The organism is Salinigranum halophilum (genome assembly GCF_007004735.1).
Lineage (GTDB): Archaea > Halobacteriota > Halobacteria > Halobacteriales > Haloferacaceae > Salinigranum > Salinigranum halophilum.
Genome location: NZ_SSNL01000003.1, coordinates 21,160 through 41,067 on the forward strand (window position 1 = coordinate 21,160; position 19,908 = coordinate 41,067).

Below are 19,908 nucleotides of genomic sequence, written 5' to 3' on the forward strand. Positions count from 1 at the left end.
TGTGCGAACGGGCAGAAGGGTGGTGTACATGCCAGACGACGACCTCGAGTCCCTCCCCGGTGTGGGGCCCGCGACAGCAGACAAACTCGTAGAGGCCGGTTTCGAGAGCTACCAGTCCATCGCCGTCGCCAGCCCCGCCGAACTGTCGAACACGGCAGATATCGGCGATTCGACTGCGGCGGACATCATCAATGCGGCCCGGAAGACGGCGGACATCGGCGGCTTCGAGACGGGCTCCGCAGTCTTGGAACGGCGCAAGCAGATCGGCAAGCTCTCCTGGAAGATCGACGAGGTCGACGAGCTTCTTGGAGGAGGGCTCGAGACCCAGTCCATCACCGAGGTGTACGGCGAGTTCGGTGCCGGGAAGTCGCAGGTCACCCACCAGATGGCGGTCAACGTCCAGCTCCCACAGGAGGTCGGCGGCCTCCGCGGCAGTTGTATCTTCGTCGACTCCGAGGACACGTTCCGCCCTGAGCGCATCGACGACATGGTCCGCGGCCTCGACGACGAGGTCATCCAGGCGACGCTCGACGACCGCGAAATCGAGGGCGCGCCCGGTGACGAGGAGACGATGGAGGAACTCATCGCCAGCGTCCTCGACAAGATTCACGTCGCGAAGGCGTTCAACTCCAACCACCAGATTCTCCTCGCACAGAAGGCCAAGGAGATCGCCTCCGAACACGAAGATAGCGAGTGGCCCGTCCGTCTCCTCTGTGTCGACTCGCTCACGGCGCACTTCCGCGCCGAGTACGTCGGTCGTGGTCAACTGGCCGACCGCCAGCAGAAGCTCAACAAACACCTCCACGACCTGATGCGGGTGGGCAACCTCTACAACAGCGTCGTCCTCGTGACGAACCAGGTCGCCTCGAACCCCGACTCGTACTTCGGCGACCCGACCCAGCCCATCGGCGGGAACATCCTCGGCCACACCTCGACCTTCCGGATGTACCTCCGCAAGTCCAAGGGGGACAAGCGGATCGTCCGGCTCGTCGACGCCCCGAACCTCGCCGACGGCGAAGCCGTGATGCGCGTCCAAGACGGCGGTCTCAAACCCGAGTAACGGCCCACCGCTCTTTTCGACGACGGCGCTCGGTGCTCGCGCTCCGAGATGACTCTCCCTGCGCATCCCTCGCGCTCCGAGCCGACCGCATCGGTCGTTCTCGGCTTCGACTGCACCGACAGCTTCCGTTTCCCATACTCTTGGAATATATGCACAATATTATCCCCTTGGCAGGACTTCCTCTAGCTGTAGGTGACGACTCATGAGCACGCTATCACCCGACGTGACGATCGACTCCCGCGGTGCCGGCTGTCCCGGCCCTTTGATGGACCTCATCGGGAAGGTCAAGAAGGCCGACCCGGGCACGGTCATCGAACTGCAGACCTCCGATTCGGGGTCGAAAGACGACGTGCCCGAGTGGGTCGACAAGGCGGGCCACCGCCTCCTCGACGTGGTCGAACACGACGACTACTGGAGCATCTACGTCGAGACGGCCTGATCTAGCGGCGGGGTAACGTCTTTACGACCACTCATCGACACTACACTCAGAATCATGACACAACACATCGTCGTCGTCGGTGCCGGCACGGGCGGGTCCGTGCTGGCGAACCGGCTCGCTGACCGACTCGCCCCCGACATCGACGCGGGCGACGTCGAGGTAACACTCGTCAACGAGAGCGAGATGCACGTGTACAAGCCCGTGTGGCTGTACGTCGCCTTCGGGAAGCGTGACCCCGAAGACGGCGTTCGTCCGGTGACCGACCTCGTCGACCCGCGGGTCTCGCTGCGCTTCTCGCGTGTGGAGGCCATCGACACCGACGCCAAGCGGCTGTCGCTCAACGGTGGCGACTCCCTCGCGTACGACTACCTCGTCCTCGCCACGGGGGCTCGAATCGTTCCCGACGAGGTGCCCGGCCTTGCCGAGGCGGGGCACGACTTCTACAGCGAGGAGGGGGCGCTGGCGCTCCGCGACGCGCTCGCCGGCTTCACCGAGGGCCACCTCGTGCTCTCCGTCGTGGGGACGCCGCACATGTGCCCCGCCGCACCGCTGGAGTTCGTCTTCATGGCGGACGACTGGTTCCGCAAGCGGGGCATCAGAGACCAGGTCGACATCACGTACACCTATCCCATCCAGCGGGTCCACGGGAAGCCGACCATCGCCGAGTGGGCCGCCCCGCGACTGGAAGAACGAGATATCCGCGCGGAGACGTTCTTCAACGTCGAGTCGGTCGACGCCGAGAACAGGGTCCTCGAGTCGATGGAGGGCGAGGAACTCGACTACGACCTCCTCGTCACCATCCCACCGCACGACGGCGTCCCGATGATTCGTGAGGCGGGACTCGGCGACGACGGCTGGGTCGAGGTCGACCGGAACACGCTCGAAGCGGTCCACGCCGACGACGTCTTCGCGCTGGGCGACGCCTCCGACGTCCCCGCGCCGAAGGCCGGTAGCGCCGCACACTACCAGGCGGGCGTCGTCGCCGACCGCCTCGCCAGCCTCGTCCACGGCGGCGTGCCGACGGCGACGTACGACGGGAAGACCGTCTGCTTCCTCGAAGCCGGCATGGACGAGGCGACGTTCGTCTCGTTCGACTACGAGAACGAACCGTACCTCCGACCCGAGTCGCGGCCGGTCCACTGGGCGAAACTCGCGTACAACGAGTCGTACTGGCTGACCGCCAGGGGGCTCCTCTGAGGTGGTTCGATGAGTGAATCATCATCCCTCGACGCCCTCGACGCCTCGGAGTACGACTCGCTGGAAGCGGCCATCGCCGAGAACCCCGACGCAGTCGCCGCGTTCGTCCGCCGCCTCGACGCGGTGAACGAACTGCTCGACGTGGTCGCGCTCGGCACTTCGGCGCTGGAAGACGACATGGTGGCCGAACTCGCGGGAACGGCCGCGACCCTCGCCGAGGCGGGCGACGGCCTCGCGACGGACGAGACGGTCCGACTGGCGGCGCTCGTCGGCGAGAACGGCGACGAACTCGCCGCCTCCCTCGAGACGCTCGTCGAACTCCAGCGGGCGGGGACGCTCGACGAACTCGTCGGACTCGTCGACGCGGTCTCGCTCCTCACCGCGGCGCTGGAAGACGACATGGTGACCGAACTCGCCCGGACCGGTTCCCGTCTGGGCGAGGTCGCGGACGAGGCGGCCGACCCCGACGCGGTCCGCGGCCTGACGCGGCTGGTCCGCGCCGTGAGCGACGCCGAGACCACCGGGTCGGAGCCCGTCGGCCCGGTGGGGCTCGTGAAGTCGACGCGCGACCCCGAGGTGCAGGCGGGCCTCGGCTACCTGCTCGCGCTCGCCCGCGCCGTCGGCCGACAGGCCTGACCGGTCGCGCACGAGCTTTATTGCGTTGTACGTCGGTAATATGGTATGGTCTCTCTCGACACGGACTCGTTGACGACGCTCCACTGGGTCGGTATCGCACTCGCGGCGGTGTCGGCGGTCGTTCACCTCGTCCTCGGTGTGCGCTTCTTACCGGGCGCGTTCGGCATCTCGTTCCTCGTCGCCACGGTGGGATTCGCCGTCGGCATCGGCGCTGTCCTCGTGAACTACCGACGGCGGCTGTTCTACCTCGTCGGCGTTCCGTTCACCGCGGGTCAGGTCGTCATCTTCGCGGTCACCGTCGTCCAGGGCATCAACGAACTCGGTCCCATCGCCATCGTCGACAAGGCCGCACAGGTCGGCCTCGTCGCCGTCCTCGTCGTGTTGCTCCGCCGCGGCGGCTGAGCAGCGATGATGGTCACCTCCCACGCCGTCGTCGGCGTCGCGCTCACGGCACCACTCCTGGTCGTCGCCCCGGAACTCGCCCCGGTCGCCGCGCTCGCGGGTTTCCTCGGCGGCGTCTTTCCCGACCTCGACCTCCTCGTGGGGACCCACCGGAAGACGCTCCACTTCCCCCTCGTCGGCTGGCTCGTCGCGCTCCCCGCCCTCGTCGCCGCCGCCCTGGTCCAGACACCGGCGACGGTCGTCGTCGCGGCGTTCGCCGTCGCAGCCGCGGTCCACGCCGGGATGGACGCTCTCGGCGCTGGCGAGGAACTCCGGCCCTGGGAGCGGACCAACCCGTACGCCGTGTATCTCCACCCGCGCGGGCGGTGGCTGCGCGCGCGATACTGGGTGCCGTACGACGGCTCCCCGCACGACCTGGCGGTGACGCTCGTCGGCGCACTCCCGGGCCTGCTGTTCTTCTCCGGCACTGTCCGCCTGCTCTGTGCGCTCGCCGTCGCCGTCGCCGCCCCGTACACGCTGGTGCGCAAACGGCTGCCGCCGTACTTCGAGCGTATCGTCTGATTCCGACGCTCGACGGCTTCCCGCGATACGTCTCGCGCCCACGACAGCTTTACACCGGACGCCTCCTACGGTCCGCTTATGCACGGGACGACGCGGTGGTCGGGGGTCACGCGATGACCGCCGAGAGCGAAGCGGAGGTTGGACCCAGCGGCGAGAGCGCGGCCCGACAGGTGCGGTTCGTCGCGCCGCGCCGCGTCGAGGTGACGCGCCACCCCGTCGCGACCCCCGAACCGGACGAGGTGCAGGTCGAAGCGTCGCTCTCGGCCATCAGCCCCGGCACGGAACTGCTCGTCTACCGCGACCAGGTCCCCGAGAACCTCCAGCTCGACGAGAACATCGACGAACTCGGACACGCCGCGACCTATCCGTTCTCGTACGGGTACGCCACCGTTGGGACCGTCACCGCCGCCGGTGACGACGTCACCGACGACTGGGTCGGTCGGCGCGTCTTCGCCTTCCACCCCCACGCCAGCCACTTCTGTGTCCACCCGGACACGCTCGTTCGCCTCCCCTCGGACGTCGCCGACGAGGACGCGGCCCTCCTCGCGATGGTCGAGACGGCGGTGAGCCTCGTCATGGACGGCCGCCCTCGGGTCGGCGAGCGCGCCGCGGTGTTCGGACAGGGGGTCGTCGGCCTCCTCACCACAGCGCTCCTCGCGCGTCACCCCCTCTCGCGGCTCGTCACGTTCGACCACTACACCGCCCGCCGGGAACGCTCGCTGTCGTTCGGGGCCGACGCCTCGCTCGAACCCGACGTCGCCGGCGAGGTGTTCGACGCTGGCGACGGCCGCGCCGACGTCTCGTTCGAGGTCTCCGGGAACCCCGCGGCCCTCGACTCGGCAATCGACACCACCGGCGACGACGGCCGAGTCATCATCGGCTCGTGGTACGGCGCGAAACCGGCCGCGCTCGACCTCGGCGGTCGGTTCCACCGGAGTCGCATCCGGCTACAGGCCAGTCAGGTCTCACGCATCGACTCGTCGCACGCGGGACGCTGGGACAAACAGCGGCGCATGGACCTCGCCTGTGACCTCCTCTCGGACCTCGAACCCTCGCGGCTGGTGACACACCGGGTCCCCATCGAGAACGCGGCCGACGCCTATCGGCTACTGGACGAATCGCCCGACGAGGCGCTGCAGGTCCTCCTGGAGTACTGACTCCCACAGAACGCACCTTTACAACCGTCGCCCCCGGACACCCACGGCATGTACACCGTCACCGTCGTCCGTCCCCTCATCGCCCAGCACTTTCTCACCGTGCCGAACCCCGGCCCCGAGGGTGACCTCCACTCGCACCACTTCCGCCTGGAGGTCGAACTCGCGGGCGAGGAGTTGAACGAGTACGACTATCTCGTCGACATCGACGAGGTAGAGGCCGCCCTCGACGCCGTCGAAGCACGGTACTCGGACGAGACGCTCAACGACCTCCCCGAGTTCGAGGGGTACAACCCGAGCGTCGAGCGCTTCGCCCGGGTCGTCCACGAGCACATCTCGGACGAGGTCACGACCGACGGCGTCGAGCGCCTCACCGTCACCGTGTGGGAGGACGACGTCGCCAACGCCGCCTACGCCGCCCCACCCGCGTAGATGCGGGTCGCCTTCGTCGCGCCCGGCGACTTCGAGACGACCTCCGGCGGGTTTCGCTACGACCGCCGCCTCGTCGCCTCCCTTCGGGAGACGGACGACGTGAGCGTCTACTCGGTCCCCTGGCGGCGCTACCCCCGCTCGCTCGTCGACGCGCCCACAACGCCCCTCTCGCGGTTTTCGACTGATGCCGACGTCGTCGTCGTCGACGAACTCGCGCATCCGACGTTCGCGGTGCGGTGTGCGGGGGTACGGGGGGACCACACGCCCGTCGTCGCGCTCGTCCATCACCTCCGGTGTGACGAGCGTGGCCCCGAGGCTCCCCTCGCTCGCGAACTCGAACGCCGGTTTCTCGGCCGCGTCGACGCCGCGGTCTGCACGAGTTCGGCGACCGACGCGGCGGTCCGGGACCTCGCCCCCGACCCCGCGCTCCCGACACTCGTCGCCCCGCCGACCGCCGACCAGTTCGACCCCGACGTCTCACCGACAGCCGTCGACGACCGCGCCACCGAGTCCCCGTTCCGCGTCGTCTTCCTCGGCTCGCTCGTCCCACGGAAGCGCCCGCTCGCACTCGTCGACGCGCTCGCGGCCCTCGAGGTGCCCTGGGAGGCGACGTTCGTCGGCCCGCAACCGAACGAACGGTACGCCTCGCGGGTTCGAAGCCGGTGTCGTCGCCGCGGTGTCGCCGACAGCGTCGCCCTCGCAGGGCCGCTCTCGACCGCGGAACTCGCCGCGGTGCTTCGCAACGGCCACGTCCTCGCACTCCCCTCCCGGCACGAGGGCTTCGGCATCGCCGCGCTCGAAGGGATGGGGTTCGGGCTCCCCGCCGTGGTGACGCAGTCGGGCGGTGCGACGGACCTCGTCACGCACGGCGAGAACGGCTTCCTCGTCCCGCCCGACGGCGTCGGTGCGGTCTACGCGGCGCTGTCGGCGCTCGCGACTGACCGCACACGGCTCGCCCGGATGGGCCGAGCGGCGCTGACGCGGTACCGCTCGCATCCCCCGTGGCCGGAGACCGCCGCACGGACCCGGACGTTCCTCGCTCGGGTCGCGTCCGACCCGTCCAGTGCTGCCGAGCCGCCGCTGGAGGCGACGTGAAGGGTGACTTCGAGCGGTACCTCTCGGCGAAGGCGACCGTCGACGACCGCGCGCTCGACCGGGACGTCCTCGGTCGGTTCCGCGCCGACCTCCGTGGGCGCGCCGACCCGCACATTCTCGAGGCCGGCGCGGGAACCGCCGCGTTCTGCCGGCGGTTCCTCTCGTGGGACGACCGCCCCGACTGCACCTACGTCGCCGTCGACACCGACCCCGCGCTCTTGACGACGGCTCGCGCGGAGATTCTCGACACCGCCCGCGCGATGGGGTTCGAGGCCGTGCTCGTCGACCCGGCGGAGCCCGGGTTCGACGTCGACATCGCCGGCGGTACGCCCGTCGCGACGATTCGGCTCTCGGGTCCCGCACACGTCGACGTCCACCTCGTCACCGGCGACGCGCTGACCGTCGCCTCCCGGGGGCGATGGGACGCGCTCGTCGCCCAGGCGTTCGTCGACCTCCTCTCGCCCGCCGACGTCGAGCGACTCGTGAGCGGCGTCGCCGCCGACGGCCTCGTCTACTTCCCCATCACCTTCGACGGCGGCACCGCCTTCGCTCCCCCCCACCCGGCCGACGACGCTGTCCTCGACGCGTACCACGCGACGATGGTCGGAGCCGACGGCCACAGGCTCGGCGCGCGCGCCGGCCGGCGACTGCGCACGCTGCTTCCCGACCTCGGCGTCGACCTCGTCGCCGTCGGCGACGCCGACTGGACCGTCGACCCCACAGCGGACGGCTACCCCGCCGACGAGGCGTACTTCCTCGACGTCGTCGTCGACACCGTCGCCGACGCGGTCCGTGGCCGTGTTCCGGACGAGACGGTCGACGCGTGGCTCGCGGCACGAAGCGAACAGCGAAAAGCGGGCGAACTCGGGTTCGTCGCGCGGAACCTCGACCTGTACGGGCGCCGGAGGGAACGCGAGTGACGGTCAGTCTTCGGTCGTCGTGTGGTCGATTTCGAGTTCGCCCGTGTGGATACGAGCGCCGTCCTGAGCGACCTGGCGCGCGAGGACGGCGCATTTGATACGCATCGGGCTGATGTCGACGCCGAGCATCTCCGTGACGTCGTCGGTGTCTAACTCCTCGAGTTCGTCGAGCGTCATCCCCTGGAGCTTCGAGGTGAGCATCGACGCCGACGCCTGCGAGATGGCGCAGCCGTCGCCGCTGAAGGCCGCGTACTCGATAGTCTCGCCGTCGTCTGCCAACTGGACGTCGACGCGGATGGTGTCGCCACACGAGGGGTTCTCACCCTCGTGAGTGAACGTCGGGTCCTCGAGTTCCCCGTAGTTCCGGGGGTTCTTGTAGTGGTCGAGGATCTGCTGCCGGTACATGTCCGAACCCAGGCCCATTGTGGTTCACGGTAAGGATGAGCGCTGTAAAACAGTTCCGCCAACGGCCTGCATCGGCCCGTTCGACCGAATCCGGTGGCACATCGTTCGAACCGCGTGGCTGCCTCGGGACGTTCTCACGCGCTGAGAGTGGTCTGCTGTCGCTATCTCTCCGGGGCCTGTCTAGACACCTGGTGAGTCCGATGTTCGATAGTTTCCACCACACGCTCGACGAAGCGGTTCGCACCGAGACCGAGGCCGCTGCCGTCCGCGCACGGTTCGTCGGCGGCGCGCTACTGTTCGTCGTCGGCCTCGTGGCACTGATGGGTATCATCACGGCCGAGGCGTTCTACCCTGGCTACAACGCCGGCGTTCAGGAAATCAGCGATCTCGGTGCCTCGCGCCCGCCGAACAGCGTCATCGTCCAGCCCGCCGCGACCATCTTCAACACCGCGATGATGGTCTCCGGACTGCTCGCGCTCGGTGCCGCGTACTGCCTCCACCGTGCGTTCGGCGACCGCGCGGTGACGGCCGTCTTCGGCCTCTTCGCGCTGGGCGTCCTCGGCGTGGGTGTCTTCGACGGCAGCGAGGCTCCGATGCACGGCATCAGCGCGCTGCTCACGTTCTTCACGGGCGGGCTCCTGGGCGTCGTCGCCGCTCGGGTGATCACGACGCCGTTCCGGTATCTCTCGCTCGCTGTGGGCGGATTCGTCTTGCTGCTGCTCGTGAGCATCATCGGACTCGGACTCGCAGGAGTCGCACACCCGCTCCTGTTCCTCGGGATGGGCGGGCTCGAACGGTACGTGACGTACCCGTTCTTGCTGTGGTTGCTCGCGTTCGGCGGCTACCTGATGGCTCCAACCCCCACGTCGACGGACCGAGTGTGAGCGGGTCGGTCCTGGATGCAGGTTCGCCGTCGACACCTCGCCTCAGGTGAACAGGCCGTCAGAGCCGGCTTCGGGCTCGAGTACGTACCTGCTCTCGGGGTAGGTCTCGTCGCCGATGCTGGTTGGCTGCTCGTCGACGAACTCGAACCCGAACTGTTCGTAGAACTCCGCACCCGGGCGGTTCTCCGAGAGGACCATCGCGTTGATTCGCTCGACGCCTCGCGCGACGAGTGTGTCACACGTCCCCTCGAGCAACTCGCGGCCGACGCGCTCGCGTCGGTGGTCGGGGTGGACGTAGATTCGGAGGATGTACCCGTTCGCGTCCTCCTCGCTCCAGGTCGCGTGTGCGAAGCCGACGAGTTTTTCGTCTCGCTCGGCGACGAGCACCGCGGTTCGCTCCGCACCGAGTTCGGCTTCGATTCGCTCGGGTGCGTACCAGTCGTTGACGGCCGTCTCGACCGTCTCGCGGGTGAGGACTCCTCGATAGTCGGTCTCCCACGAGCGTGTCGCGATTCGCCTGATGGCGTCGACGTCCCCGACCACTGCGTTCCGTATCGTCATGTGTGTTCTTACCACGGCAACCGGGATACGCTTTGGCCCGGGGCCGTCGGTCGGACTGAGGACCGTCGCTACGACGGCGTCGACGCGGGCGTCGTGTCCTCCAGCGTCCACTTCTTCTCGACGGCGCTGTTGGCGACGACGACGGTGTGGCCGTCGTCCATCTCGAACCGGCTCTTGCGGAGACCGATGTCCCGTACCTCGCCCGTGGTCCCGTCGGCCGTGACGCGGTCGCCGGGGTTGAAGTCGGGGTCTCGAAGGAGGTAGACGCCGGCCACGGTGTCGGCGATCATGCTCGACAGCGCGTACGAGATACCCAGCGCGATGAAGCCCGCGGCGGTTCCGAGGCTGGCGGCGATGTCGCCCATGCCGAGGATGTTCAACAGTGTGAGCGCCGTAGCGAACCAGAGGAACACCCCGACGACGGTCGTCGCGAGGGCCACGATGAGGTCTTGTTCTTCGGGGTAGATGGCGTCGAGCGTCCCGTGAACGACGCTGAGCGCGAGTTTGATACCCACGTAGGCGACCGTGAGAAACACCAGCGCCATGAGGAGCTTCGGGACCGCATCGATGAGGCCTCGCTGGATGCTGGCGACGGTCTCCCGGACGAGTTCGGTGAGGAAGCCGACGGATGACTGCATGACTCGGTTCCACGGATGGCCCGCAGAAAAACCGTTCGGACCTTCGACACGTCGAACGACTCGAGACGACGCAAAAGAGTCAGTTCAGGACGGGGACGTCCCGTACATCAGTTGCCCGCGGGCGCTTTCGTCCGGTCGTCCCTCGCGACCTCCTCGGGCAGTGCCATCTTGTACAGGCCCCAGAGGAACAGCACCACGAGGCCCGCGATGACGAGACCCGTCCGGAGGGTCGGGTCGACCATCGGGGTCGCGACCACCTCACCCGCGTCGTTCGTCACGGGAGCTGCCCCGTAGGGCTGTCCCGCGAGGATTTCTACCATGCCGAGGACGACGACGCCCACGAGTATCAGCGCGCCGCCGAGCCCTTTCGCGAGTTTGTCGATCGTATCTTCGAGTTGCATCTTCGTTCACCTCCTTACCCGAGCAGGTACCGGAGCTTCGGGTGGCGTTCGACGAGCGTGGTCTTCTCGATGATGGCGTCGAGGCCGTAGAACCGCCCCGCCGCGAGCACCATCAGCGTGACGAACAGCAGCAGCCCCATCAGGTCGCTGTTGACGAGCCCGTGGCCGAAGCCGGCGTTGCCGACCCAGAACAGGATCATGAAGATGACCCCGCCGAACGCGGCCAGTCGGGTCAGCGCACCGACCATCAGCGCCAGTCCGATGAGCGTCTCGAACAGCGGGACGCCGGGCTCGATGAGCCACGCGAGGTTGTTCCCCATCCAGACGGGGATGGGACCGAGCGCGGTGCCGGTCATCCCCTGCATGTAGGCCGGTCCCGACGTGAACGCGAGGCCGTCTTCGATGAGCTTCGTCACGCCGGCGTGGAAGAACCACCAGCCGGTCAGGACGCGTAGCATCGCGATCCAGTACCCCGCCAGCGGCCCGTCGACGTCGAATGCGAACTCGTTTTTCAGCCGAGTTCCAGGTTGGTACGCCATCGGTCTCACCTCACATGTGCGACTTGCGAGGGGAGCGTGGTATAAATCCGCCCAGCTTCTCAGCGGCTGAAAACTGCCCGCTGTGGGACTCGCGTGGATGTATAAACTCCCGGGCCTTCCCAGTGGTTGAAAACGGCTCCCGAGCGTCGAACGCCGGATTCGGCTCGTCACCCGTCGTCGCTCGACGAGCGAGCGGAATCGCCGACGCCGTCCGACCGCACTCAGGCGAACAGCTGTCGGGCCTCGTCGACTGCGTCCACCAGGGCGTCGACCTCCTCGCGGGTGTTGTAGACGTAGAACGAGGCACGGGCGGAGGCGGCCGCGCCGAGTTTGTCGTGTAGCGGCTGGGTGCAGTGGTCGCCGGCGCGGATGGCCACGCCGTAATCGTTCAGGATCGAGGAGAGGTCGTGGGCGTGGACCGAGTCGAGGTTGAACGCCACCAGCCCGCCTCTCTCGTCGCCCGGCGGGCCGTAGACGGTGACGTCGTCGAACGCCGTCAGGCGGTCGTAGGCGTACTCGGTGAGGAGGTCCTCGTGCGCCTGGACGTTCTCCATCCCGAGGTCGTCGAGGTAGTCGACGGCGGCGTGGAGCGCGATTCCCTGGGCGATAGGCGGGGTACCGGCCTCGAACTTCCACGGGAGGTCTTCCCACGTCGAGTCCTCGTACGTCACGGAACGGATCATCTCCCCGCCGTAGAGGTACGGCTCCATCTCCTCAAGGAGGTGTTCCTTGCCGTAGAGGACGCCGATACCCGTCGGGCCGCACATCTTGTGGCCGGAGAAGGCGAAGAAGTCAGCGTCGATGTCACCGACGTCGACCGGTCGCGTCGGCACGGACTGCGCCCCGTCGACGAAGGCGTACGCACCGACCTCGTGGGCCATGTCGGCCAACTCCGCCACGGGGTTGATGGTGCCGAGGGTGTTCGAGACGTGGACGACAGAGACCATCTTCGTCGACTCGTCGATGAGGTCGCGCGCGTGGTCCATGTCGAGGGAGCCGTCGTCGTCGACGCGGATGTACCGTACCTCGGCACCGGTCTTCTTGGCTATCTGCTGCCACGTCACGAGCGACGCGTGGTGTTCCATCTCGGTCAGAACCACCGAGTCACCCGGCCCGAGTTCGGCCAGGCCCCACGCGTAGGCGACGAGGTTCATCGACTCGGTGGTGTTCTTGGTGAAGACGACCTCCTCTCGACCGCTGGCACCGATGAACTCGGCGACCCGGTCGTGGGCGCGTTCGTACGCGACCGAGGCCTCCTGGCTCAGGTGGTGGATACCTCGGTGGACGTTCGAGTTGTAGCCGCGGTAGTAGTCACAGATCGCGTCGACGACCGGTTCGGGCGTGTGGCTCGTCGCGGCGTTGTCGAGGTAGACGAGGGGAACGGTGTCGTCGGGACCTTCACCCGGCGTCTCCAGGTCGCCGCCGACCTTCCGGTCGAGGATGGGGAACTGCTCCCGGATGGCCTCGACGTCGAGCGGGTACGATTCCTGCGTTCTCATCGGATACACCTAACGACTCGAACACTAACACACCTTCGGTCCGCCCCACCTCGTGAAACCGAAACCAGTTACGTATCGCCCGGGACGTCACCGTCGCGCCTTTCGTGCGGCGGCCCGAGCTTTATCGACTCGTCCGTGGTATGACGACACATGACGGTACACGGGGAGGAGGGGGCACCCGCTCCGCAGTCGCCCGACAGCGTTTTCGGCGTTCTGGGAGACGCGACGCGACTCGGCATCCTGCAGGCCCTGTGGGACCGGTACGACCCGAACGCGACCGACAACGCGGTCACGTTCTCCGAACTCTTCGACCGGGTCGACGTCACGGACACGGGGAACTTCAACTACCACCTGGGGCGACTGACGGGACACTTCGTCCGCCGGACGGACGCGGGCTACGAACTGGCCGCGCCGGGCTTCAAAATCGTCCGCGCGGTCGTCGCCGGCGGCGTCACCGGGGACCCGACGCTCACGTCCTCGCCGGTCGACGCCACCTGTCCGCGCTGCGACGGGCCGATGGCGCTCCGCTACGAGGACGGGACCACCTGGGTGCGGTGTACCGTCTGTGAGGGGTACTGGCCCCAGCGCGGGGGCGAACTCTTCGGCTTCAGCCTCCCGCCGCAGGGGCTCCGTGGCCGCGACCCCGACGAGGTCCTCGACGCCACCATCGTCTACTCCATCCACCGCTTCGAGACGATGACCCACGGCGTCTGCCCCGAGTGTGGCGGGAGCGTCGACGCCTCGCTCTCGGTGTGTGCGGAGCACGACGCGGCGGACGGCGTCTGTGACGCGTGTGGCTCTTCCTTCCTCGGCGTCGTCAGACTCGTCTGTGCCTCGTGCAAGTTCGACTGGCGGAGTCCCAGCTACGCGGTGGTCAGCGACCACCCCGCCCTGGTGGCGTTCTACTACGACCACGGAGTCGAACACGTCCCCGCGACGTGGGCGGCGATTACTCGTGGACTCCACTGGCGTGAAGCACTCGTCTCGACGGACCCGGCCTCGCTCCGCGTCACTGTCCGTCACGCCGGGGAGCGACTCGACTTCCTGCTCGACGAGACGGCGACGGTCGTGGACGTGAGTGAGTGACCCCTCTGCAAAAACATCAAACTCCTTACAGCAACGCCGTGCTGAATACGGCTATGGTGTCGCACCTCCGACATAACCGTGCGATGCGAACCCTGACCCTCCCGCGCTCCGACGCGGTGACCAGCGCCGTCCGGGCGGCGAGCGTCACTGCGACGAGTGCGGCCGAACCGGACGCACCGACGACCGAACCGTGTGGCCGGCCGCCGAGTGGGGGTGTGCCGTGACGCTGCGTACGATTCCGGCGTACGACGGCGCTCGGGTACCCGAACGTGGTGGCCACGCGGTGGTGGTGGGCGCGGGGATGGCCGGACTGTTCGCGGCGCGCGTGCTCGCCGACGCCTTCGCCACGGTCACCGTCATCGAGCGTGACAGTCTCCCGGACGACCCGACCCCGCGCCGTGGGGTGCCGCAGGGACCACACCCCCACGCGTTACTGGAGGCTGGACGCGCGACCATGGCGGACCTCCTGCCGGGGTCGGTCGACGACGTCGTCGCCGCCGGTGGCGTCGTGACCGACTTCGCGCGGGGTGTCGACTTCTACAACGCGGGCGATTTCCTCGCTGAGGGGCCGGTTCCGATGGAGACGGTCTCGGCGAGCCGACCGCTGTTCGAGCACGTCGTCCGCCGGCACGTCGCGGCGCACGACGACGTCTCCATCCGGACGAACTGCTCGTGTGTCGACTACCGATTCGACGACACTGAGACGACCGTCGAGGGCGTCGTGGTCCGCGAGGGGACCGACTACGCGGACCTCCCGGCCGACCTGACCGTCGACGCCAGCGGCCGGACGAGTCGGACGCCGGGGCGGCTGGCGGCTCACGGCTACCCGTCACCACCGGTCGACGAGGTGACCATCGACATCGCGTACAGCACCACGTTCCTCGAACGCCCGCCGGACGACACGCGGACGTACCTCGTCCCCCCGTCGGCTCCGCGGACCCGTGGCGGCATGGCCGCCCCTATCGAGGGCGACCGCTGGATCGTGAACCTGTCGGGCGTCCACGGCGCGTCGCCGCCGACGGACCACGCGGGGTTCGTCGACTACGCGGAGCGCCTCCCGGTGCCCGAACTGGCACGGCTCCTCGACGACCACGAGTGGGCCACGTCGGAGGCCCGCTCGTACCCGTTCCCGTCGAACCGCCGCTGCCGCTACGAGGCGCTCGACCGGTTCCCGACCGGACTGCTCGTCGTCGGTGACGCGGTGGCCAGCTTCAACCCCGTCTACGCACAGGGGATGTCCGTCGCCGCGCTCGAGGCGCTGGTGCTCCACCACGTGCTGGCGCTGGCGGACGACCCCACGGACCTCGCCGTCCCGTTCTTCGACCGCGTGGCCGACGTCGTCGACATCGCGTGGTCGCTCGCGGTGGGAGCCGACTTCGGGTTCCCGGAGACAGCGGGGCAGAAGCCTCGTGGCACCGCCTTCTTCAACTGGTATCTGGGTCGGCTCCTCCGGCACGCGCACACCGACGGCACGCTGACCGACGCCTTCGTGCGCGTTCTCACGATGGAACGACCGCCCACCTCGCTCCTGCGTCCCGGAATCGCGTGGCGAGTCCTCAGACCCACCCGGTGACCCCCACTGCTCGCCCCCGTCGGCGGCGACTCGACTACCGCAACCAGAGCAACTGCGCGTGGAGCGTCCCCTCGACCTCGAGGACGCGCTCCTCGTCGACGATGCCAGCCTCGATAGCGACCGAGACGGCGCGCTCCCCGACGATGTTCGCCGTCGTCGCGCGCATGAGGCTGTCGACGACGGCTTCTCTGTCGGCCCGTTCGGCCTCGTCACCGCCGTAGAAGTCCTCGGTGACGTCGAGCGAGACCGGACCATCCTCGAACGTCTCGCCGAGGCAGTCGGGGTCACAGACCGACACGAGCAGGCCCTCGGGGGTGTCGCGCTCTCGGAGCAGCATCACTTCTGTTCCTCGACGAGTCGCTCCTCGCGCTTCTCACGCAGTTCGTCGGCGCGTTCTTGTACCCGCTCTGCCTCCTCGCTCTCGCCGAGTTCCTCCAGCGCGAGCGCCTTCTCCTCGAGCACCTCGGCGCTCCGCATGCCGAGTCGGATGGCGTTGTCGAAGGCGTTGACGGCGTCTTCGAACAGTCCGCGCTCGGAGAGGAAGAAGCCCCGGTTGTACCACGCCTGTGGGAACCGTGGGTCGATTTCGACGGCGCGTTCGGCGTGTTCGAGCGCCTCCTCGGTGTGGCCGAACTCCCAGAGCGCGTAGGCGAGATTCGTCTCCGCCGATGCGGCGTGCTCGGAGTCGTCGTCGATTCTCAGGGCCTCTTGGTACGCGCCGATGGCCTCGTCGTACTCCTCCAACTCGGCGTGGGCGACACCCTTGTTGACCCAGGCTTCCTGGGCGTCGAGGGAGTCCTCCTCGGCGAAGCGCGCGGCGCGCTCGAACGTCTCGGTGGCCTCCTCGAAGCGGTTGATACCCATGTACGAGAGCCCGACCTCGACGAGGTCCTGGACGTCGACGTCGTCGCGGTCGATGTTCCGGCGGTCGAGGATGTCCGACAACACCCGCGAGTCGACCGGGTCGACCTTCGTCGGGTCGACTTTCAACTCCGGTGGGTCGAGCGTGAACTCGTCGTAGTCGGCGTCGACCCCCTGTCCCTCCGAGAACCGGTGTTTCTTCGGTGGGTCGCCGTCGTCTGTCATACGCCGCGATTGGCGGTCACGGTGGGTAAGGGTTACGTCACGGTTTTCCTCTTCGGCGTGTCACGAACGGGTATGCGTCTCTTCGTCGCCGTCGACCTCTCCGACCGTCTCGCCTCCTCGGTCGCCGACGCACAGGAGCGGTTCGGTGGTGCGCCTGGACTCCGCTTCACCGACGCCGAACAGGCACACGTCACGCTCTCGTTCCTCGGCGAAGTCGACGACACTCGACTCGACGAGGTCGAACAGGCCGTCGAGCGCGGTGTCGACGCTTCCGGCGTGGCCCCGTTCGATGCCACCGTCGGCGGCTTCGGCGTCTTCCCGTCGCTCGACTACATCAGTGTGGTCTGGACCGGAATCAGACAGGGCACGGGTGAGCTGAACCGTCTCCACGAAGCCATCCAGGCCGAACTCGTCCCGCTCGGCTTCGAGCCGAACGACCACGCCTTCACGCCGCACGTCACGCTCGCCCGCATGGACGACGCCCGCGGGAAGGCGACGGTCCAGCGCGTCGTCCGCGAGGAGGACCCTACCGTCGGCTCCTTCCGGGTCGACGCCGTCCGACTGAAACGCTCGGAGTTGACGCCTGACGGTCCGCAGTACTCGACGGTTCGCCGCGTCCCGCTCTGACGCCGGTCAGTCGTCCCCGCTCACCACGCCGTCGCGCTCGTCCCACCGCCGGAGTTCGCCCCGGAGCGCACGCCCTTTCACGAGCAGGAAGCCCGCGAAGATGAGCGCGAAGCCCGCGACGGTCGAAGCGGACAGCGACTCGCCGAGTGCGAGCCACCCCGTCAGTGCGGCGAAGACGGGGATGACGTACTCGAGGAGGCTCACCTCGATGGGGCCGAGCGCGTCGAGGAGGACGAAGTAGAGGACGAAGCCGCCGATGCCCGCCACCACCGCCAGGTAGACGAGCGCGGCGACGGCCTCGACCGGCCAGACGGTCGGTACGGGCTCACCGAGGGCGACAGACGCGACGTGGAGGGTCACGCTCCCGATGGCCATCATCCACGCCTGCTCCGCCGGGACCGAGAGCGAGGGCGCACGACCGTAGGTGAGGACGGCACCCAGCGCGAACGCCAGCGCCGACGCGAGGACGAGGCCGACGCCGAGCGCGTCGACAGTGAGGCTCGCTGGGTCGGGGTCTGCGATGACGACCACACCGGCGAACCCGACGAGGACGCCGAGGACACCGAGCGACGAGAGCCGTTCTCCGGTCGCCGTGAGCCGCGTCAGCGCCGGCGTCACGACGGGGATGAGGCCGAGGAGGACCGCGGCGACGGCGCTCGTCACGTACTGCTGCCCGGCGAAGAGCAGGGCGTGATGGACGCCGATGATGAGCGCCCCGCCGGTCACGAGCGGATACCAGTCCGTCCCCCGTGGTCGCCACTGGACCCCCCGGAGCGCGACGTACCCGAAGAGCACCACCGTCGCGATGTCGAAACGGAGGGCGGCGAGGAGCGCCGGCGGTGCGGTCTGGAGGCCGACCTTCGTCACCATGAACGCCGTCCCCCACACCGCCGAGAGGCAGAGGAACAGGGCGGCGTGTCTGTACCGGTTCACGTCACTGGGTGGGTGTCTCGGCTGAAAGCGCTGTCCATCCACGCTCTCTGCACGCCAGTCACACGCGCTCGTCGCCGCGCTCCCCTCTCGCACTCGCGACGACACCCCGACCCTCGCAACCCCCTCGCTCGGACGATTCTGTATCGCACCAGGCGGTTTACCGCTACGGCCCGGAGCTCTCCGTGCACTCCCGTCTCGAGGTCCGAGACCGACGAACGCGGCCTGTCCGCGTCCTGCTGCCGACACGGGCAGACGCTCGCGGACACGCACTACCTGCCGCTTCGACGCCACCGAACTCTCTCCGCTCTCACCATGCACCTGTGCGGGTGGTCAGACGTCCGCCGTCGCCTCGTGTAACGTGCTCGTGTCGCTGGCTCAGACGCCGACCGTTCCGCACGTCATCCCTCACCGCCCTGCCACTGCCCGGTGGTCCATCGCCGACGAGACGAGTCGCGCGGTGACGTGCACAGCGTGCTCGCGTACCTGGTGAGGGTGTCGTCCGCCTCGCCGTACTCGTGGGGCCGATTTCGACGGTCGGGTCGAGTCGAGCGTCGCGGGTGTGTACACCGTATTCTGCGATACCAAACGGCGGCGACCGGTGTCGACTTATGCCCAAACGTCGACAGTCACGCGTATGGACCGTATCTGCGTCTACTGTGGCTCGCGTCAGGGTACCGATCCGGCGTTCGTCGACGCGGCGGCGAGGTTCGGCCGCCTGCTCGCCGAGCGCGACCTCGGCCTCGTCTACGGTGGCGGCGACGTCGGGCTGATGGGAGCCGTCGCCGATGGCGCGCTCGACGCCGGCGGCGCGGTGTTCGGCGTCATCCCCGAGGCGCTCTTCGAACGCGAGGTCGCCCACGAGCGAGTCACCGAACTCCACGTCGTCGACTCGATGCACACTCGAAAACGACGGATGGCCGACCTCGCCGACGGCTTCGTCGCGCTCCCCGGTGGGTTCGGCACCCTGGAGGAACTCGTCGAGATGCTCACCTGGGCCCAGCTGGGCTTTCACACCGACCCGTGCGGACTCTTGAACGTCGCCGGCTACTACGACGGACTCGTCTCGTTCTTCGACGCCCAGGTCGACGCCGGCTTCGTGGAACCGCAGCACCGCCGACTCCTCACAGTCACGGACGACCCGACTACCCTCCTCGACGAGTTCGAGCAGTACGAGTCGCCCGTGACCGAGCGGGTGGTCGACGACACGGAACTCTGACCGACTCGCCCGGGGAACGAGGTCTCCGCCGTCGTCTCACGGGAGGTCGCACGTCTGGTCTCAGACCCGCAGACCAGTCGAGCTAGCCGTTCGGACCGCCGCCCGCACTCGACGTCCTCCCTTCCGACGATTCTCTATCGCGGGATGCGATTTATGACTGCTCCCGGTCGGGCCCGTTACGGATGCGGCTGAACCCGCGATTCCGAGTGATACGGCGTCTGTCGTCGCGCTTCTGCTCCTGTTCGGGTGTCTTCGACGAAGCACACCACCGTGCACGTCGCGCCCGATGCGACCGGTCGGCGTCCGGGCGTCTCGGTTTCACCGCACGCTCTCCGGCAGCGACTCGTTACCGGCGTGTGGGCTCTCTTCTGAGGCGCTGTGCGGTCGGCAGGCCCCGACCGGGTTGACGGTCGAGTCCCGCCCGGCCACGGCTGTCGTCGTCTCCCCGCGAACGACAGCGTCGGCGACGCCGACACGCCCGCGGTTCACTGTCGGATTACCGGTGACGTCCCGTTCTCGAACCGTTCGAGCCCAGTCGGCCGTGTCTCGATGGCCGACTCGGCA

At 68.2% G+C, this 19,908-nt stretch carries 24 protein-coding genes and 1 pseudogene; 16 read left to right on the plus strand and 9 right to left on the minus strand.

The window, feature by feature from the left end:
- Positions 1–28 precede the first annotated feature (28 nt).
- From radA to E6N53_RS04620, 10 genes are all read left to right on the plus strand, one after another.
- Positions 29–1,060 carry a DNA repair and recombination protein RadA gene (radA, locus tag E6N53_RS04575; protein ID WP_142857320.1) on the plus strand — a complete coding sequence of 344 codons (1,032 nt, stop codon included), beginning with the start codon at positions 29–31 and terminating at the stop codon, positions 1,058–1,060.
- Between the two features lie 202 nt (positions 1,061–1,262).
- On the plus strand, positions 1,263–1,499 hold the full coding sequence (locus E6N53_RS04580) for a sulfurtransferase TusA family protein (RefSeq protein WP_136592286.1): 237 nt from the start codon (positions 1,263–1,265) through the stop codon (positions 1,497–1,499).
- A 54-nt stretch (positions 1,500–1,553) separates the two neighbouring features.
- Positions 1,554–2,696: an NAD(P)/FAD-dependent oxidoreductase gene (locus tag E6N53_RS04585; RefSeq protein WP_142857322.1), complete on the plus strand. Its 1,143-nt coding sequence runs from the start codon at positions 1,554–1,556 to the stop codon at positions 2,694–2,696.
- A 9-nt stretch (positions 2,697–2,705) separates the two neighbouring features.
- Positions 2,706–3,332, plus strand: a complete 627-nt coding sequence (locus E6N53_RS04590) for a helical membrane plugin domain-containing protein (protein ID WP_136592288.1) — start codon at positions 2,706–2,708, stop codon at positions 3,330–3,332.
- A 45-nt stretch (positions 3,333–3,377) separates the two neighbouring features.
- A complete protein-coding gene (locus tag E6N53_RS04595; protein ID WP_136592289.1) occupies positions 3,378–3,734 on the plus strand; it encodes a DUF7475 family protein in 357 nt (118 codons plus the stop codon).
- A gap of 6 nt (positions 3,735–3,740) precedes the next feature.
- Positions 3,741–4,295, plus strand: coding sequence for a metal-dependent hydrolase (locus tag E6N53_RS04600; RefSeq protein ID WP_136592290.1), 555 nt, complete (start codon positions 3,741–3,743; stop codon positions 4,293–4,295).
- Positions 4,296–4,408: 113 nt separating this feature from the next.
- On the plus strand, positions 4,409–5,452 hold the full coding sequence (locus E6N53_RS04605; protein ID WP_142857324.1) for a zinc-binding dehydrogenase: 1,044 nt from the start codon (positions 4,409–4,411) through the stop codon (positions 5,450–5,452).
- 48 nt (positions 5,453–5,500) lie between these two features.
- Positions 5,501–5,881 carry a 6-pyruvoyl trahydropterin synthase family protein gene (locus E6N53_RS04610; protein ID WP_142857326.1) on the plus strand — a complete coding sequence of 127 codons (381 nt, stop codon included), beginning with the start codon at positions 5,501–5,503 and terminating at the stop codon, positions 5,879–5,881.
- Complete coding sequence (locus tag E6N53_RS04615; protein ID WP_142857328.1) at positions 5,882–6,976, plus strand: glycosyltransferase family 4 protein; 1,095 nt, start codon at positions 5,882–5,884, stop codon at positions 6,974–6,976.
- Positions 6,973–7,896 (plus strand): SAM-dependent methyltransferase, encoded by a 924-nt coding sequence (locus E6N53_RS04620; RefSeq protein ID WP_142857331.1) that lies wholly within the window; start codon positions 6,973–6,975, stop codon positions 7,894–7,896. The genes E6N53_RS04615 and E6N53_RS04620 overlap by 4 nt, the downstream gene beginning before the upstream one ends.
- 3 nt (positions 7,897–7,899) lie before the next feature.
- Here the strand turns inward: E6N53_RS04620 and sufU are convergent, their stop codons facing one another.
- Complete coding sequence (gene sufU, locus E6N53_RS04625; protein WP_136600624.1) at positions 7,900–8,319, minus strand: Fe-S cluster assembly sulfur transfer protein SufU; 420 nt, start codon at positions 8,317–8,319, stop codon at positions 7,900–7,902.
- A 182-nt stretch (positions 8,320–8,501) separates the two neighbouring features.
- Here sufU and E6N53_RS04630 point away from each other — a divergent pair, with 182 nt between their 5' ends.
- Positions 8,502–9,185 (plus strand): DUF998 domain-containing protein, encoded by a 684-nt coding sequence (locus E6N53_RS04630; RefSeq protein WP_142857333.1) that lies wholly within the window; start codon positions 8,502–8,504, stop codon positions 9,183–9,185.
- 42 nt (positions 9,186–9,227) lie between these two features.
- Here E6N53_RS04630 and E6N53_RS04635 read toward each other — a convergent pair whose 3' ends face one another.
- The 5 genes from E6N53_RS04635 to sufS all read right to left on the minus strand — a co-directional run bounded on the left by E6N53_RS04635 (position 9,228) and on the right by sufS (position 12,823).
- Positions 9,228–9,746: a GNAT family N-acetyltransferase gene (locus E6N53_RS04635; protein ID WP_142857335.1), complete on the minus strand. Its 519-nt coding sequence runs from the start codon at positions 9,744–9,746 to the stop codon at positions 9,228–9,230.
- 68 nt (positions 9,747–9,814) lie between these two features.
- Positions 9,815–10,384, minus strand: a complete 570-nt coding sequence (locus E6N53_RS04640) for a mechanosensitive ion channel domain-containing protein (protein WP_142857337.1) — start codon at positions 10,382–10,384, stop codon at positions 9,815–9,817.
- Positions 10,385–10,491: 107 nt separating this feature from the next.
- On the minus strand, positions 10,492–10,785 hold the full coding sequence (locus E6N53_RS04645) for a hypothetical protein (protein WP_136592299.1): 294 nt from the start codon (positions 10,783–10,785) through the stop codon (positions 10,492–10,494).
- A 14-nt stretch (positions 10,786–10,799) separates the two neighbouring features.
- A complete protein-coding gene (locus tag E6N53_RS04650) occupies positions 10,800–11,324 on the minus strand; it encodes a DoxX family protein (protein WP_142857339.1) in 525 nt (174 codons plus the stop codon).
- 221 nt (positions 11,325–11,545) lie between these two features.
- Entirely contained in the window at positions 11,546–12,823 is a 1,278-nt protein-coding gene (gene sufS, locus E6N53_RS04655) for a bifunctional cysteine desulfurase/selenocysteine lyase SufS (RefSeq protein ID WP_136600628.1), read from the minus strand.
- A 150-nt stretch (positions 12,824–12,973) separates the two neighbouring features.
- Between sufS and E6N53_RS04660 the strand changes: the two genes are divergently transcribed.
- From E6N53_RS04660 to E6N53_RS04665, 3 genes are all read left to right on the plus strand, one after another.
- The gene (locus E6N53_RS04660) at positions 12,974–13,909 is read left to right on the plus strand and encodes a winged helix-turn-helix domain-containing protein (RefSeq protein ID WP_142857341.1); all 936 of its coding nucleotides are present in this window, start codon (positions 12,974–12,976) and stop codon (positions 13,907–13,909) included.
- 83 nt (positions 13,910–13,992) lie between these two features.
- Complete coding sequence (locus tag E6N53_RS20630; protein ID WP_161596512.1) at positions 13,993–14,133, plus strand: hypothetical protein; 141 nt, start codon at positions 13,993–13,995, stop codon at positions 14,131–14,133.
- A complete protein-coding gene (locus tag E6N53_RS04665; protein ID WP_142857343.1) occupies positions 14,130–15,482 on the plus strand; it encodes an FAD-dependent oxidoreductase in 1,353 nt (450 codons plus the stop codon). The genes E6N53_RS20630 and E6N53_RS04665 overlap by 4 nt, the downstream gene beginning before the upstream one ends.
- Positions 15,483–15,516: 34 nt before the next feature.
- Here the strand turns inward: E6N53_RS04665 and E6N53_RS04670 are convergent, their stop codons facing one another.
- Entirely contained in the window at positions 15,517–15,819 is a 303-nt protein-coding gene (locus E6N53_RS04670; protein WP_136592304.1) for a DUF424 domain-containing protein, read from the minus strand.
- A 5-nt stretch (positions 15,820–15,824) separates the two neighbouring features.
- Positions 15,825–16,568, minus strand: a pseudogene (locus E6N53_RS04675) (tetratricopeptide repeat protein); the annotation flags it as partial.
- A 72-nt stretch (positions 16,569–16,640) separates the two neighbouring features.
- On the opposite strand from E6N53_RS04675, the gene thpR reads away from it, so the two are divergent.
- A complete protein-coding gene (thpR, locus tag E6N53_RS04680) occupies positions 16,641–17,195 on the plus strand; it encodes an RNA 2',3'-cyclic phosphodiesterase (RefSeq protein ID WP_142857345.1) in 555 nt (184 codons plus the stop codon).
- Positions 17,196–17,201: 6 nt separating this feature from the next.
- Here the strand turns inward: thpR and E6N53_RS04685 are convergent, their stop codons facing one another.
- Complete coding sequence (locus E6N53_RS04685) at positions 17,202–18,128, minus strand: DMT family transporter (protein WP_142857347.1); 927 nt, start codon at positions 18,126–18,128, stop codon at positions 17,202–17,204.
- 634 nt (positions 18,129–18,762) lie between these two features.
- Between E6N53_RS04685 and E6N53_RS04690 the strand changes: the two genes are divergently transcribed.
- Positions 18,763–19,344 (plus strand): LOG family protein, encoded by a 582-nt coding sequence (locus E6N53_RS04690; protein WP_142857349.1) that lies wholly within the window; start codon positions 18,763–18,765, stop codon positions 19,342–19,344.
- Positions 19,345–19,908: the final 564 nt, after the last annotated feature.